At 47.0% G+C, this 16,134-nt stretch carries 8 protein-coding genes; 3 read left to right on the top strand and 5 right to left on the bottom strand.

Translation table 11 applies throughout. The annotated features are described in order from the left end of the window. The first annotated feature begins 174 nt into the window (after positions 1-174). Entirely contained in the window at positions 175-1,473 is a 1,299-nt protein-coding gene (locus H6626_02665) for a hypothetical protein (GenBank protein ID USN48009.1), read from the top strand. Positions 1,474-1,516: 43 nt separating this feature from the next. On the opposite strand, the gene H6626_02660 is transcribed toward H6626_02665, so the two are convergent. The 5 genes from H6626_02660 to H6626_02640 all read right to left on the bottom strand — a co-directional run bounded on the left by H6626_02660 (position 1,517) and on the right by H6626_02640 (position 10,914). Further along, on the bottom strand, positions 1,517-4,168 hold the full coding sequence (locus H6626_02660) for a hypothetical protein (protein ID USN48008.1): 2,652 nt from the start codon (positions 4,166-4,168) through the stop codon (positions 1,517-1,519). Beyond that, positions 4,158-5,552 carry a hypothetical protein gene (locus H6626_02655; GenBank protein ID USN48007.1) on the bottom strand — a complete coding sequence of 465 codons (1,395 nt, stop codon included), beginning with the start codon at positions 5,550-5,552 and terminating at the stop codon, positions 4,158-4,160. The genes H6626_02660 and H6626_02655 overlap by 11 nt, the downstream gene beginning before the upstream one ends. A 524-nt stretch (positions 5,553-6,076) precedes the next feature. Then, positions 6,077-8,227, bottom strand: a complete 2,151-nt coding sequence (locus tag H6626_02650) for a hypothetical protein (protein ID USN48006.1) — start codon at positions 8,225-8,227, stop codon at positions 6,077-6,079. Next, complete coding sequence (locus tag H6626_02645) at positions 8,217-9,584, bottom strand: hypothetical protein (protein ID USN48005.1); 1,368 nt, start codon at positions 9,582-9,584, stop codon at positions 8,217-8,219. Before H6626_02645 ends, H6626_02650 begins: the two co-directional genes overlap by 11 nt. A 10-nt stretch (positions 9,585-9,594) precedes the next feature. Further along, positions 9,595-10,914, bottom strand: a complete 1,320-nt coding sequence (locus H6626_02640; protein ID USN48004.1) for a hypothetical protein — start codon at positions 10,912-10,914, stop codon at positions 9,595-9,597. Between the two features lie 142 nt (positions 10,915-11,056). Between H6626_02640 and acs the strand changes: the two genes are divergently transcribed. Then, a complete protein-coding gene (gene acs / locus H6626_02635; GenBank protein ID USN48003.1) occupies positions 11,057-13,009 on the top strand; it encodes an acetate--CoA ligase in 1,953 nt (650 codons plus the stop codon). A 634-nt stretch (positions 13,010-13,643) separates the two neighbouring features. After that, complete coding sequence (locus tag H6626_02630; GenBank protein USN48002.1) at positions 13,644-16,091, top strand: ribonucleoside-diphosphate reductase subunit alpha; 2,448 nt, start codon at positions 13,644-13,646, stop codon at positions 16,089-16,091. Positions 16,092-16,134 lie beyond the last annotated feature (43 nt).

The raw sequence follows: 16,134 nt of genomic DNA, 5'->3' as shown, positions 1-16,134 counted from the left end.
ACTTCTATCAATCTCCTATATATCGAGTAAAACAGAAATGGACTTTGACTAATTTACATGATTCAACCAATGACTTAAGAGAGCTACGGCGCCACAGAATACAGTGAGGCCATTGTTTTTTCAAAGGGATTTCATAAAAGGAGATCTCCATTATTTAATTACGAGGTGGAAGTGATGAGCCCATTGATGCCCTTACGAGAGGTCCCCGCCCAGACGGGATTTTCAAAAAATGATGTACTTGTTGTGTTTGGAGAGGTGTTTAGCCGTGGGTACGTCAACGGACTCATTGATCGCGCAGCTGAAGAGGGCCTTAAAATTATCTACAGCACTGTGGGGCGAAGAGATACCGATCTAACATTGCGTGCACTGAATCCGGCTGAGCTTGAAGAAAAAAATCAGTCTCCACTGATTAATGTTCCGCTAGAAGCGGGGTTTGACCTTGAACCGTCGTCATCGGGACTCTCTCCCGTTGATCAGATTAAAGATCTTAAAATGAGCGCGTGGAATGACGCCAAGATTGACTGGAAACAGGTCGAAGAGTCGCGGCAAAATGGCGTCAGCCGCTTTCGAAACGCTGTGCAATCTTTTATGCAGGAACTTGAAAGCCATATTCCTGAAGGCGCCAATGTTCTTTTTGTTCACACCATGGCCGGAGGATTTCCGCGGGCAAAAGTGGTTATGCCTGTGGCCAATCGGGTATTTAAAGGTTTTGGTCCCCGCTATCAAAGTTCTAAAGAATTTTGGGAGAGTGAACTAGGACGTTTGTGTGACATCAGTTTTAATGAAGTCACTGGTGAAACCTTCAGACATCTTATTGAGTTAAGTCGCCCTTTACGCGAAAAAATCGAAAGCCGCGGCAATAAAGTGCGGTATGTAGCCTACGGTTACCACGGCACCGAAGTTCTGCATGGTGATGAGTACAAATGGCAATCCTATTCTCCCTATTTGCAGGGGTGGGCCAAATTGCGCCTTGAAGCGGTAGCAAAGACCGCATGGAATGACGGCATAAAAGCCACCGTTTATAACGCGCCAGAAATTTTAACCAACTCTAGCAGCATCTTCTTAGGTGTCGAAGTGGTTCTCTATCCCCTTATTGGGGCCCTTAGAAAAGAAGGTGCTAGTTCTCCTCGCATTAAATCACTTCTTAAAGAATGCCAAAGCCTATTAAAACCGGAACACTCCCTTGATGAAGCCTACGGTCTCACCCAAAACTATCTCAAAAATGAAGTTGTAAAAACATGGCCTCACCTTGAGGGGTGGCCACAACACAATGGACCAGAACAAATGGAGCTGATGAGAAATGCCTCTTCTCAACTCATTGAAATGCATAAAGATACAAAAGCCCTAATGACAGCTCCCTTAAGTGAGGCTGTTTTTCGAGCTTGTGGCGAGGCCATGTTTCAAGAAAGCGGAGAACCCCGCCAACCGGTTTGGTGGGTGGGCCATGACCTTGTTGCTAAGCTGACGCGTTAATCGCTCGCTCCATCTCAACAATCAATTAAGGGAGCGTGGATTTTCAAGGAGACACCTTCCATCCATCATCATCCGGTGCCGGTGGACCCGACCCTTCAGGGTCACTTTTCCACCAATCACCCACTGCCTCACCCCAACGCTTCACCGTAGACACCCAGTCGCCAATGGGGCAGGTGTCGCCCGACTCTTCACTGAGTTTTGCAATGCCATGGATCACTTCAAGTATACCCGTACGATCAAGAGCAATTTCATCTCGTCGCCACCAATAAAGCACGCCTGTATCGGCCAATTCCATACAACTTCTCGGCACCTTGCGTTTAGCTAAAATGTAGGCAAAAGCCTTTTCTAAATCAGCATCTGAAAGAACGGCATTGGCCAGCTCACGGCGGTAAAATGCCTCAGATATTTCACCAATCTTTTTCTGTTCATCGAGTTTCTTTTTCTTTTGCTCAACCGCCGTTCGCGCAATCAAACCCTTAAATCGAGGGTAGGCCTCCCACAATTCATCACTATCCAATAATCCATTACTATTTTTATCATAGCGCACATAAAGAGCCTCTACGTAATGCAGCACCGTCGCCATAGTCGCAATTTGACCTCGTTCTATCCAATCGTTTCGCCCCCCTACTGGCCGCTCCTGTGAAGGCTTAGCTACTGAACGCAACTTCTCTACAAAAGTCACCCAGCGATCTTGATCTAGTCCGGCGAGATAATTTACCATGTTAGGCATATTATCAAAATGCTCAATAAACATCTGCATGAGACGTCGCTCGAAACAGGCACTCGAAATCATCCTATTCTCAGGGGAAGACTCCGCTCGCCCTTTATCTATGCCTGGATCCACCATCTCACCATCTCGCTGCTCTCCAAATACATCGTAGGGACCCAGCGGACATACTTTCAGTAGATCCCTATACACAGCCTTGTGTACCTGCCCCCCTGAATACACCAACGTAATCAGCTCAATGGTCTCATTGAGCGTTAACAAAGGGGTTTCTTTCGCCGCTTCACCTAGCTCCCCTTGAAACCCATTTCCAGAAAAAGTGAAGTGGTTGCCTTCCATAAAGCTACGCTTACCCGTAAATTCGTTTCGAGGGTCCATGAACTTCATAGCCACACCAAAAGGCTTCACATCCAAATAAAACTTTTGCATTTCATCTTCAGTCACACCCAGCATGTTGGTCGCCCTAAAGCTGTCCTTGCTCCACCCGCGAATGAGTAGTCGAGCAAAAACCCTCATCACATTGAGCTTCGTGTAACTGTAGTGCCCATAGGCCATCTTGTATTGAGAGATTTCATTGTCACCGAGTAAAAACACCCTTGGGTCACCCTGCTTAAATAACGGACGCATACGCTCGGCAAGCCCCATAATTTCACCTACAAAATCGCCACCGGGAGACACAGGAAGGGACTGAGATTTATAGGACGACCCACTTTGTTCTGAGCGCTTTAAATAACTGTTTTCAGCCATTTTCTTCCAGTTTTTATTGATGTAGCGTTGAGCATAAAGCCACTGAAAAAACTCCTGCTCCATTTGCACTCGCGCCATATCATCAAGCCCCGCCACGAGCATCACACCTGCGACTTGACTGTTTCTTGACGACAAATCCGAAAACACTTTCGCAACTACGGGGCGCATCACCTGCTTCACAGCATTGGGCTCAAAGCCATGAGGCAAAAAGCCCACTTGCCCCAGTGCATCCACCAAGGCATCTAACTGATCAAAGTCAATCACACCAGAGGGCTGATGCTCAATAGCCTCATCAAGAGCGTCAAATAAACCGCGGGCCGCTTGCTCTAGGGCTCGCAAACCCTCTTCTGTGGATATTTGCTCCCAGCGCACAAGATACTTATATCTTAAAAAGGTCATGTACCAGCGAGCACCTGCCCGAATCAGAGGTTGCCACTCATTGGCTGCTACTAGGTTTGCAGGCGGACTTACTGAAATGGATTTAAAGGCTCTAATTAACTCAGACCAGTCCTTGGGCGTATGGCTCGAGGCATCCTCCTCATCCCATTTCAAAAATCGACGAAACTCAGTGAAATAACTCTCAATAGAATCAATGGGCAATGGCTCATTGGCTTCAGTAAAAAAGGTGCCATAATCTTGGGCTGTGGCAAAAAGGGCCTGCTCTGCCCCATCGAGGTCAGGCTGCCAGCCTCTCTGGGTCAGCTTTTCTTCTCCCACGGCAACATTAATCACATCCATGTACGGACGCATTCGAATCAGCTGTTTTTTTACAAAATCCACGTGATCAATAATTTTAGCAAACTCAGCGCGCGTGATCTTATCAGCTGAACCACCGAAGAATGTTTTTTTAAGCTTCATTACCTCAGACAAGAATTCAGAAGAAATGTGATATCGGCTATTTTTCAGGAAATTCTCATGTAAAAACTCAACAATTTCTTCTGGCCGATAACTGTCGCTGTCTTTTCCCCGGGTCAACAGGGCAAATTTCTGAAGAGCCCCTTTTACACAACCAGAGAACTCTTCAACCTGCTTTTCTGTGCTCTTTGCTGCAAAGTAGTCAGAAACCTTCTCGCCAATTTCACCAAGACAGGCCAACTCTTTTGGGGACAAGGTCACGGGCTTTGGATCAGGTGCCGGCTCTCCAATATTGAGTCCGCACCCAGACAAACTAAAAAATAACACGGCGGTCAGTACCGCACCAAGAGTTCGTAAATTAAAACACATACGAAACCCCACCGTAAACCCGATCATTTCCCTGATACTGTTTAAAAAATCCAGATCCTGTTTCCTGATCAGAAACACCCATTACGTCAAACCCCAAATGCCAAGTCCATGCGTAACGAGGTTTATACGACAAACTGGCTTGCAACAAACCACCTCGTTCTTTGATGTCATACAAATAGCGAACCTCTGATGATATTTGTTTTGATGGCCGGTCCACTAAAAGACTTTTTGCCGCAAAGCCTATGACTTCGCTAAAGAGAAATCGGGAAAAAGACGAATCCACACCGGAAGACTCACTTGTTTTTTCTGGATCCAAGGTCTCTTCTTTGAGCAAATAACTCCAAGTGAGAGACGTCTGATGAATACCTAAATCATCTAAAGAATGTTGCAAGTTTGCGCCCAAAAATGATGTGGGATTTAAAGAACTCTGGATCCAACTCTTGCTCAATTCTGGCTGAATGGGTTTTTCATAGGTCATTGAAAACCATGAACTCACTCCATCTCCCGAATAACCCACTTCTGCGGTTCCAACGTGATGATACACCACCATGGGGTGAATTTCAGGCTGAGCCACATTTTCATCGGTTCGATATTTTTGCTCCATATTTATGGCAATATGAAGCTGATTCACTGGCTTATAGGCATAGGCCGTCTGCGCCCAAAACCCCTCTTGAATCTGCCCCAGACGTCCCCAAAAAGCTAAACTGTGTTGACTCACCACTTGACTGACTTGTGGATAAACCATCTCATATTCCACACTGGATACACCTTGAGCTATAATGGCCTCACTGGCTGGCTGTTGAAACCAACGGTTGGCCGAATACATGCGCCCATTATCAAGTACGAAGTTAGGCCCCTGATCGGGCAAGAAAAGTGATGAAACAAAACCCGCCAATTGAAAATGATCTTGTTTTATTCTGACAAATAACCCGGTTAACCCCTGCGCTTCAGGATTAATGTAGTCGCCTCGAAACAAGGGTTGCCATATTCCAAGCCCCCAATGTTCATCGAAAAAACTCCATGGGAACTTCTGCCGTCCCAATGTCACCTGCAATTGATTGAGGTGACCAAATTTACCGGTCATAAACAACTCGGGTAAAACTAAATACTGACCCTCTTCGCCAGACACCGAAAATAGACCTCGAAAATCCACTTTTCCCTTAGTGCGGCTATCTTCGCCATAGAAATAATAGCGAACCCGAACACGCGAATATTCGTTGTATTGGTTTTCATCCACGGGCGCTGACAGGTAGCTTGTTTGACGCAGCTCAAACTCTAAGCTCTGTTCAGGAGCCGCCATGGCTGACATTGACGTAAAAACGCCAACAATAAGCGGGCTTAAAAAAAGCCCTATGCAGTAGGTCTTAATTTGTCTCAATAACACGTAGCCTCGCTATATTGTCCTAAAACCCAAAATCCAATGCCAATCAAAATGTTGCAAGGGGAGGACCAATACTCTAAGCCCGACGCCGTTATATCAGCAGATGAATGCCGTATCGACTCTTTTTGCCAATAAAACACGGGGAAAATGCCGTTTTTTGTCACTGGGTGTCTCAGAAGAAGCCTATTAAACCTAAAGCCATATTGGGTTTTGAGTGTGAAAAAATAACTTTAATCGAGAGCCTATTTCGAGAGAAAAAAAGCAAAAATGACCCTCTGTATCGGCGATTATTTTCGTTTTTTTATTGGACCACAAAGCAAAGTGACGCAATGTCTGATCTTCAACAACATCCAATTTAATCCAATAAAAAACGCGCTTTGTGACAACTAAAATATCACCGTCTGCAGAAATTATTCAGGGCGCGAAGTGACGTGAGATTTTTAGTTCGATCATATTAAATCGAATACTGTTCGCTGTTCGTGATTAAAAAAAATCACTATCAGCAGAGGTAATCCAGCTGACTTTTTTCAAAACCCATCCAGCATGGGGCGAAGCGAGGCCATTATGGCCGCTAGGGTATGACGACCGGCCGACACTTCCCACAGTTCAGGATGCCAACGCCAGTACCGCCATCTCACTGGCGTGATCGGCGTACTATCTTCTTCGTTTAATGGGTTATAGCCAAACCTCAACATGTAAGTAAAAAGGGGGCGACCGTAAATTTCTCCCACGAGGCCCTCTAGTGTTCTTTGAAATAGTGGGTAAGCATTGAGGCTCTCGTAAATATCAAGACGCTCATCATCATCGCGATCGAATCTTTGCATAATGGTTTCTAGGTACAAAAGAAATATAGAAAACGCGTTCACGTCTTTTGATAACACATAACCTTGCTCAAAGACTTTCTTGTCAGCCACTGTAGCCATCAAATCAGAAAAAAAGCTCTGCCATTTTTCTTCCGATAAACTCACGCTGAACGCCACAAGGCCTGGCAGATTTGGATAGTACATTTCAAAATGCTGATGAAGCTCTTTGGCCATACAACTTGCGGAATAATAAAGCGAGCCACTTGTCACAAAGGAAGAGTTGATGGCGCACCGGCCTTGCATTTTTTCTTGCACCAGCCGACCTGAGTTCACCCCAGACAAAACAAAATGAAAATACTCTACTCCCTCGACAAATCCTATGTCAGCGTTGCCATCACTGCTTGGCATAAACAAGTTCGCATAATTAAAAACCGACTTATAAAAACCCAAATCTTCTTTCGTTACCACTCCTAGATCTACAAGTATGGGTTGCAATTTCAAATAGGCCCGGCCCAATTCCTTTTGTGATAAACCGACCACCTCAGACCGCTGAGCCTTGTCTTCAGAAAAAAAGTGAATCACCCATCGCACTAAGACGCTTTCTAAATGCAATCGGGTGAGACTTCTGGCGGAGTGCTCAAATTGACTGGACCGATGTGGAATAATCACTCTTTCTTCATCATCATTAACTATGGGCCAAGGTGAATTGAGTAAGCGCGAAAACAACGCTCCGGCCAATGTATCGTTGTATTTCTCACCACTGACCAAACGCCCTTGCACTTCTAACCAATCAAAGACTTCTAGCGAAAAGTCATCCCATAAAGATAAATCCAAATCCTGTTTTGGCATAACAACATCAATGGCCTCGGCCATGGCACTGGCGCTGATATTGAGCGGCAACAACCCCCCTTGCTCCAAGGCCGACAAAACACGAAGCAATAAATCTTGATGGACTGATTCTTTGGGCTGGGACCGAATGACATGTTTTGCCAAATCATCAACGATACTAAAAATATTTTTTAACGACTCCACACCTTGAATTTTTGACCAACCATTTTCTGAAGGAACCAAATAGTGATACTGAAGCCAAGCCCTGTGCATTTGTGAAAAAGGTTGAACGATGGATTGCCAGTGTGATGCAGTGATCTCACTGCCTTCTTGGCCCGTGATAAGAACTTTCACCACTTGTAGGAGCGGCACTAAACTCTGTCCCTTATTCCATGGATCTTTGGCCCCTCCGATGGTTTCTTGAAGGGTTTTTAATAGCTCCCTCAGACGACCCAGATCATAGGCACCACCATGGGTCTGCATTAGCTCTGCCAGATCCACAAGTGCCTGCGTCACCGACTGCTCGGCCCCTTCGATCTCTCTTATAGTGACTGGCTGTTCCGCCAATCCAGTGATTAACTTCATATGAGGACGCAGCCCCAAGGTGACCTTTTTAAATTCAGCAATCATCTTTAAGGTGAGCTGTAATTCTTTTTGGGTGATGCGGGACTGACTGCCAGAAACAAAGAGTTGTTTTATGGCCATGGCCTCGGCCATAAGCTCATTGGAAATCTTCAGATCCCCTAAAAAGTAAGTTTGCAAAAAAGTCCGCAGTTCTTCGGGGCGATAAGAACCATCTTCAGCCCCTTTCACATAGGTAGAAAACATCCAAAGGGCTGAATGAATGCAGTTCCATGTACTTTCCACTTCACTGGCACTCGCATGGCCTTTAAAAAAAGCTGTGGCCACAGTTGCCGTTTCAGACAAGCACTCAGAAGACTGAAGCTTTACATTGGCCTCTGCATGAAAGGGCTCTTGCTCCCCCACACACCCTGATAGAACCCACATCACTAAAAAAAAGAAAACCGCCTTTATGCTAATATACATAACTCATCCCAAGAGAAATGCGATCATTGGCCCGGTAGGTACGCAAGAAACCATCATTCATGGCCACAGGAGTTTCATCCACAATACCCAAGACATCTGCTTGCAGCGAAAAGGTCCAAGGGACCGACGGCTTTACGCTACATTGCACCGAATACCAGCCGGCGTTTTGGGCCACATCATAAGTGGCTTCCATGAATCCGCTAACCTGAAGACCCTTGAAATATAAAGTGTTCAACTGCAGCCCCGCTCGCCATGCCTCAACCCATCGATAGCGGCGTCCAAAATAGCTTTCATCTAAAGCAAACTGGCCTTTGTCTTTTTGGTCTCCCCCAAACACATACCGTGCGCCCAGATAAGAGCTCCACCTGCCCCAATCCCATAGACCATGACCACCCACTGCAAAGGTGCGACCTATGGACTGGGCCAACCAATCTTCTGGCAGTTCTGACACCAACGGATTGTCATAGGTCAAAGAAGTCACTGTCTTCAAAGGCCCTTTTGTGAAACTATGTTCTAGGGTGGCCAAATGATGGTAAACACTGCGGGGGTGAATGGGCACTTCAATTTCTGTTTCACCACTGCTATAGGTGCGAAGCCGTACCGGAGCTGCCAACATCAAAGGGTTTTGTGGTTTATAAGCATAGGCCGCTTGCAGCTGGTGATGGTCCATTTGCCATCTCCCCATCAATGCCACGCCCGGCTGAAATACAATAGCATTTACATCAGGCTTTACCAAAGAGTAGCGAATATCTGTGGGAGCACCTTGAAACTCAAAGGATGATCTTGGCGTTTGAAACCAAGGATTTTCTGAAAGCAAAGACCCCCGCTCTTCGCGAACACTCACTCCTGTGTTGGGTAGAAAAATCGGGGACACAAACAAAACGTAATGTTGGTCTTTGAAGTGATCCGATTCTAAATGCAAACCCGTTAGGCCTTGCGATTCGGGACGCAACCCATCCCACTGAAAACGAGGTTGCCAATGGCCCTCTTGCCAAACCTCATCATCAAAACTCCATGGGGTTTTCTTTCGCCCCACACCCAGTGTGAACCGCGACGAAGACCAACGCCTGACCAAATAAGCTTCACGCAAATTTAAAAACGCCTCGCCCTCTGCCACACTGTAAAAACCAGCGCCATCCACAAACATGTCGGTTTTGCTGACAGGTTTTGAGTGGGATTGAAACTCCATGCCCAAAATAGACATCTGACTGGCATTGAGATCTTTCCTAAAGTAGGGAGTGCTTGATCGCACATAGCTTGTGGATTGGGCGCTGACCGTGGCTGTGGTCATGGCTTGTGCCCCTGTTGCAAAAATCCACGTGGCCCCAAAAAGGCCGACGACTATCCAACGACCCATCAAGACATCCCTACTCGGCACTTATGGATGAGGGTGGATCTTGGCGCCCAGTGCCTTGGGGGGCGCTTTCGCCATCAAAGCGGAGTCGCGTCATTCCATTTGTCAAAACACTACCAGAAATCCATGCACTAATTTCTTCCCAATGATTCGAATCATCGTAGTCGTAAGGCGGCAATGGCGACGGATTGGGAAAGTCTGTCTCCGAACCCGAAGCCAAATGATCGCCAGATCCGGTGGTGAGATACGTTTGAAATTCGCTATTCTTACTCCACGCCCGAACATATACACGAATTCGCGCTTTGACATCTTCTGCCTGGTCCAGGCACAAGAACTCATAAGAGGGCTGACCATACCTTTCGTCCCCTACCCAATCCAGGTCAATACTGCTAATGCCCGATAGCGCCGTGGAAGTGGGGTCCCCATAATAGTTGGCGTAATAACTGACCGGCACCAAAGCATCATTGATCGTGGTCCGCCGCAAATCATAGAGTCGATTAAGGCCGTTGTCCCAAGCGTACTCGTAAATGTTGATGGGCAACTCATCAAAAGCATCTTGGCCGTCTGTGGCAGTTGCCGGACCATCCGCGCAATTGCCATAACTGCCGCCCCAATCTTCCCAGGTCACTGTGGTTTCGCCCCCATCAATCACTGTTTGCTGGTAGCGCCCAATACAGCAGTTGCCAATACCACCTCTTACTTCCACTCCGTTTCTAGTGTAATCACCCGCGCAAAGCACAGGATCATCAATAGTGAGCTGGAAGGCCACGTCACTATTGCCGAGAGCCGTGGCTAAGTCCGTATCACAAGGACGAACGCCTAATCCCAACTGGGTGGGCCCGTTCAATGTGCACGACACCCCGTCTCTATCTATGGTGACTTCCGTAGGCCCCAACACCGGCTGCGCCGAAAAATAATAAAAGGGTTTTAACTGATGGTACTCACACATGCCTGCGGGCACGTTGTAATGAAAAGCGATGCCCTCATTGAGTAATTCCAATTCGGGAGCCTCTACATAACAAATGATATCGGTTTCGGTGGCGCCTTCTTTAGGAACCGTGCAATCCAATGACACATCCGTAGGATCTGTGGAATCGTAGCGATGCACGTAATAGGAAGCGTTGGTGGCTGGGCTCACGTCACTGTTTTTTCGAACCACGTTCACCCAAAAACTGTCGCTAGTCACCTCACCAATGGATTGATCGGTACTTCGACCAAACTCGGTTGTGGAACCGCCGCCGCCACTTCCCAAATCCAACGTGCCGCCGCTTTCGCCGCCCCGACATCCTATAAAAACCAAAGGTGCTAAAAGCAAAATCCAGATACGTTGCACCACTTCCTCCCCGATTTGGTGTTGACCTTATAAAAGGTTGATAACAAGATTTTCTCTATTCGAAACACTTATCAAGTGTTTTGTTAGGCTTGACGGGGGCGCATCTAATAACGTGGCGCACCCAAAAACCAGGAGACCTCTGATGACACACGATCGCCCTTCTCACTTCCCCGTACCGAAATCATGGCAATCCACTGCATTGGTCACTGAAACCGCCTACCGATCGCTGTACCAAAAATCCCTAGCATCACCCGATTCATTTTGGGCCGAGCAGGCTCAACGCATTGACTGGATAAAGCCCTGGAGCAGGGTCAGCCAATGGTCATTTGACAAGCCCGTGAACGTGCAGTGGTTTTTAGATGCCAAGCTCAATGCCAGCGTCAACTGTGTGGATCGACACCTGGCCCAGCACAGCGAGCGCATAGCCTATATTTGGGAACCTGAAAATCCAGAAAAGGCCTCCCAACAGATCACCTTCAAACAGCTCTCCGAAAGGGTTAATCAAACGGCCAATGCCTTACGAGAACTCGGCGTCAAAAAGGGAGACCGCGTCACTCTTTATATGCCCATGATCCCTGAAACCTTCTACACGCTTCTGGCCTGCGCCCGCATTGGCGCGGTTCATTCGGTGGTCTTTGCGGGGTTCTCACCTGAGGCCTTGGCTGGCCGAATCAACAACTGCCAAAGTGATTTTGTCGTGACCGCTGACCACGGATATCGGGCTGGTCAACTCCTCCCGCTCAAAGAAAATGTGGATCTTGCTTTAAAAAATTGCCCGCAGGTGCGGCATGTTTTGGTGGTGAAACGCTCAAACCAAGATGTGTCTTTTACTGACAAAAAAGACCAGTGGTACCACGAAGTTGTGGCCAGGCAAACCACCCACTGCCCACCAGAGCCCATGGATGCAGAGGATCCGCTATTTATATTGTACACCTCTGGCTCCACCGGAAAACCCAAAGGCGTGCTTCACACCACAGGGGGATATATGGTGTATGCAGCCACCACCTTTGAAGCCGTTTTCAACTACACTCCGGATCAAACCTACTGGTGTGCTGCAGATGTGGGTTGGATCACTGGACACAGCTATATGATTTATGGCCCGCTTGCCAATGCCGCCACCTCAGTGATTTTTGAAGGAGCCCCCACCTACCCGAAAGCCGACCGGCTTTGGCAAATTGTCGACAAACACCAAGTGAATATTCTGTACACGGCCCCCACACTGATTAGAGCGCTTATGCGAGACGGCGACCAATATCTTAACACCACCTCCCGCTCGAGCTTGCGCCTTTTGGGGTCGGTGGGTGAACCGATCAATCCCGAGGCCTGGTATTGGTACTACGACAAAGTGGGCCGCCAACAGTGCCCCATCGTGGACACCTGGTGGCAGACAGAAACCGGCGGAATCATGATCACCCCATTGCCCGGAGCCACCGATTTAAAACCGGGTTCAGCCAGCCAACCCTTTTTCGGCTGCGAACCGGTGATATTCAATGACAAAGGCGAAGAAGTGCCTGGGGCCGGCGAAGGTCATTTATTTATTAAACAGTCCTGGCCGGGACAAATGCGAACGGTCTATGAAGATCACTCTCGCTTTGAAGACACTTATTTTTCGCAAAAACCCGGCTACTTCTACACGGGAGATGAATGCCGAAGGGATGAAGACGGCTACCTTTGGATTGCTGGCCGAGCCGATGATGTGATCAATGTGTCAGGACACCGCTTGGGCACGGCTGAAATTGAAAGTGCCTTAGTAGGACACGATGCTGTGGCAGAGGCGGCTGTTGTGGGGTTTAAGCATCCTATTAAAGGCCAAGGCATTTACGCATTTGTCACACCTTACCCCGGCCTCACTTTAGATGAGGCGCTGAAGAACTCACTTAAAGATACGGTCAAAGCTGAAATTGGGTCTCTGGCAAAGCCAGATCTGATTCAGTTTGCCGATGCGCTACCTAAAACTCGGAGCGGAAAAATCATGCGACGCATTTTGCGAAAAATTGCGAACAATGAGTTCAGTGACTTAGGTGACATTTCTACGCTAGCTGATCCGCAGGTGGTCAACCGGCTGGTGGAGGGTCGCCAAATCTTTGACTCCTAAATTCGTCATGAGATCGACGTTTATTTGAGTCGCTTTGCGGTATTTGACAGTTTTTTTATTTCTTTTGCTCTTTCCTTGATGATTTAGGACTTGTCGTTGCGCTTTCTCAATGCTTAGATTTTAAGCATTGGTGATCAGTCAAGAAAAACACTTTTTTGACAAAGGAACGTTAACTATTAGGTTCACCGCGTTTAACACTCATGGGCATGGCCGATCTTACTGTTTTGTAGACTAGTTGCGGGTTTCATCGGGATCAATGTTTTTTGTGAAAAGCATTAGAGTTTCCGAATTGACAGAAAAATCCGCCAGAAATATCGTTCAAAGCTAAGAGACCATGTTTGTCTGGAGGGGATCTGACAAACCCCGGTCTTAGCCAAGAATTAAAGAAGAGGAAGTACACGGATGTACTGTAAAAATCGACAAGGGCTGTTGACCAAAAGTTTCGAATCTTCATCAAGAAAGAAGCTTTTGGGATTTCTATTCTTTTTTTCGAAAAGCTGGCGAAATTTAATTTCGTTTTATTGAGAGAGATTTGAAAACGTGGGGCGACAAATTCCACCCCAAAGGGATTGTCGTCGCTAAAAAATAAAATGGGGCAACCCGCACACAGCGAGTGGCAAAAGGAGAGGGAGCCATGGAAATACAACCAGAATCACAACAAAGCATTATCAACACGCCTCACGTGGATACAACTCCTGAAACGGCTATCACTGCGACGGATACGATTGATACAGACGAGGGCACTCCCATAGTTATGCGCGTGAAAAAGCGTGATGGCACGCTCGAGCCGGTTAACGTGAACAAAATCGTCAACGTCAATATCGCCTGTTCAACAGGCTTGGGACACGTCGATCCTATGCGCGTAGCCACTAAAGTCATCAGTGGTCTTTATGATGGAGCTTCCACGAAAGAGCTTGATCAATTATGCATTCAAACAGCCTCACTGCTGATTGGAGAAGAGCCCGAGTACTCCAAACTGGCTGCTCGTCTTTTAGCTCGATATATCGACGAAGAAGTGGCCAACGAACATGTTATGAACTTTTACCAATCAGTCACGCACGGCTACAAAGCTGGCTTGATCTCAAAAGAGAAGTACGAGTTTGTAAAAGAACACAAAGAAGCCCTCAATATTATTATCGATGACACTCGCACAAGAAAATTCGAATACTTTGGCCTTCGAACGCTTTACGATCGCTATCTTCTAAAAGATCCGCAATCTCGAAACGTCATTGAATCACCCCAATACTTTTTTCTGCGCGTGGCTTGCGGCCTAGCTAACACTTTTGAAGAAGCCAAAGAATTTTACGAACTCATCTCAAGCTTAGACTATCTGGCCAGCTCACCCACTCTCTTTAACTCGGCCACATTAAGACCTCAGCTGTCTTCTTGCTATTTATTGGACTCACCTTTAGATGACCTCACATCCATATACCAAAAATATATGGATGTGGCGAAGCTCTCCAAATACGCCGGAGGCATTGGCCTTTCGTTCACGCGAGTACGATCGCGAGGCTCTCTCATTAAAGGGACAAATGGCCACTCTAATGGCCTAGTACCTTGGTTAAAAACTTTGGACTCCTCAGTGGCCGCAGTCAATCAAGGTGGTCGACGAAAGGGTGCCGCCTGTGTGTACCTTGAAACTTGGCATGCCGACATTGAAGAGTTCTTACAACTAAGAGACAACACCGGCGATGAGGCTCAACGCACGCACAATTTAAACTTGGCCAACTGGGTTCCTGACTTATTTATGCGCCGAGTGGAAGGTGACGACATGTGGTCTTTGTTTGACCCCAAAGAGTTGCCCGAGCTCACCGACTTGTATGGCGATGATTTTGAGCGGGCTTACATGCAGGCCGAAAAAGACGGACGCTTTAAAAAACAAGTAAAAGCCCGCGATCTTTACAGTCGCATGATGAAAACCTTAGCACAAACGGGTAACGGCTGGATGACGTTTAAAGACCATTCCAACCGAAAGAGCAATCAAACCAAAGACCCCGGAAATGTTATTCACCTCTCTAACTTGTGCACTGAAATTCTTGAAATCACTAATGATAGAGAAACGGCCGTGTGCAACTTAGGATCTGTGAACCTAAGCAATCACTTCGTGGGTGGCGCTTTTGACTTTGATAAACTCGCTCGCACCGTCCGCACTGCGGTTAAGTATTTAGACCGCGTGGTGGATATTAACTTCTACCCCATAGATTCTGCCGGTTACTCTAATAACAAGTGGCGACCTGTGGGCTTGGGGCTAATGGGTCTACAAGACGTGTTTTTTAAAATGGGCATACCTTTTGACAGCCCAGAGGCGAAAAGACTTTCTGCTAAAATTTCAGAAGAAATTTATTACACCGCTCTTAAAACCTCTTGTGAGTTGGCCGAAAAATTCGGCCCCCACGAGACTTTTGCTCAAACCCGAGCCGCTGAAGGGGAACTGCAGTTTGATAGCTGGGGTGTGGTGCCAGAAGATATGGAGCGCTGGGAGAAGTTGCGTCGAAAGATCAAAAAGATTGGTCTTCGCAACTCTCTAATGATTGCCATAGCACCCACGGCAACCATCGCCTCCATCAGTGGCGTGTACGAAGCCATTGAGCCGCAAGTATCTAATCTATTCAAACGCGAGACTCTCTCGGGTGAATTTATCCAGATTAACAAGTACCTAGTGGCTGAACTTAAAAAGCGAAACCTTTGGACGGAAGAAATAAGAAACAAGGTGAAGGCCGCTGAGGGCTCCATACAAGATGTTGCAGAGATTCCTGCAGACGTGAAGAATGTTTTTCGCACTGTTTGGGAGATCCCACAAAAAGAACTTATTAACATGGCTGCGGATCGCGGAGCTTTTGTAGACCAAAGCCAATCGCTTAATCTTTTTATGGAGACACCAACTATTGGCAAGCTCTCAAGTATGTATATGTATGCTTGGAAAAAGGGAGTGAAGACCACTTATTATTTAAGATCTCGGCCTGCCACGCGCATATCTAAGGTGACGACAAAAGCAGAGAGCCCAGAAAAGAAACAATACACCGACGAAGAAGCGTTAGCTTGTTCGCTGGAAAACCCTGAGATTTGCGAGGCTTGCCAGTAGGCAACACTTGAATCAACAGCAAAGACCCCTTTAGAGGAGGACA

It is taken from the genome of Pseudobdellovibrionaceae bacterium, from assembly GCA_023898385.1.
In the GTDB taxonomy this organism is placed as follows: domain Bacteria; phylum Bdellovibrionota; class Bdellovibrionia; order Bdellovibrionales; family UBA1609.
Note: the sequence above shows the minus strand (reverse complement) of the source record. Positions and strands in the feature narration are given on the sequence as shown.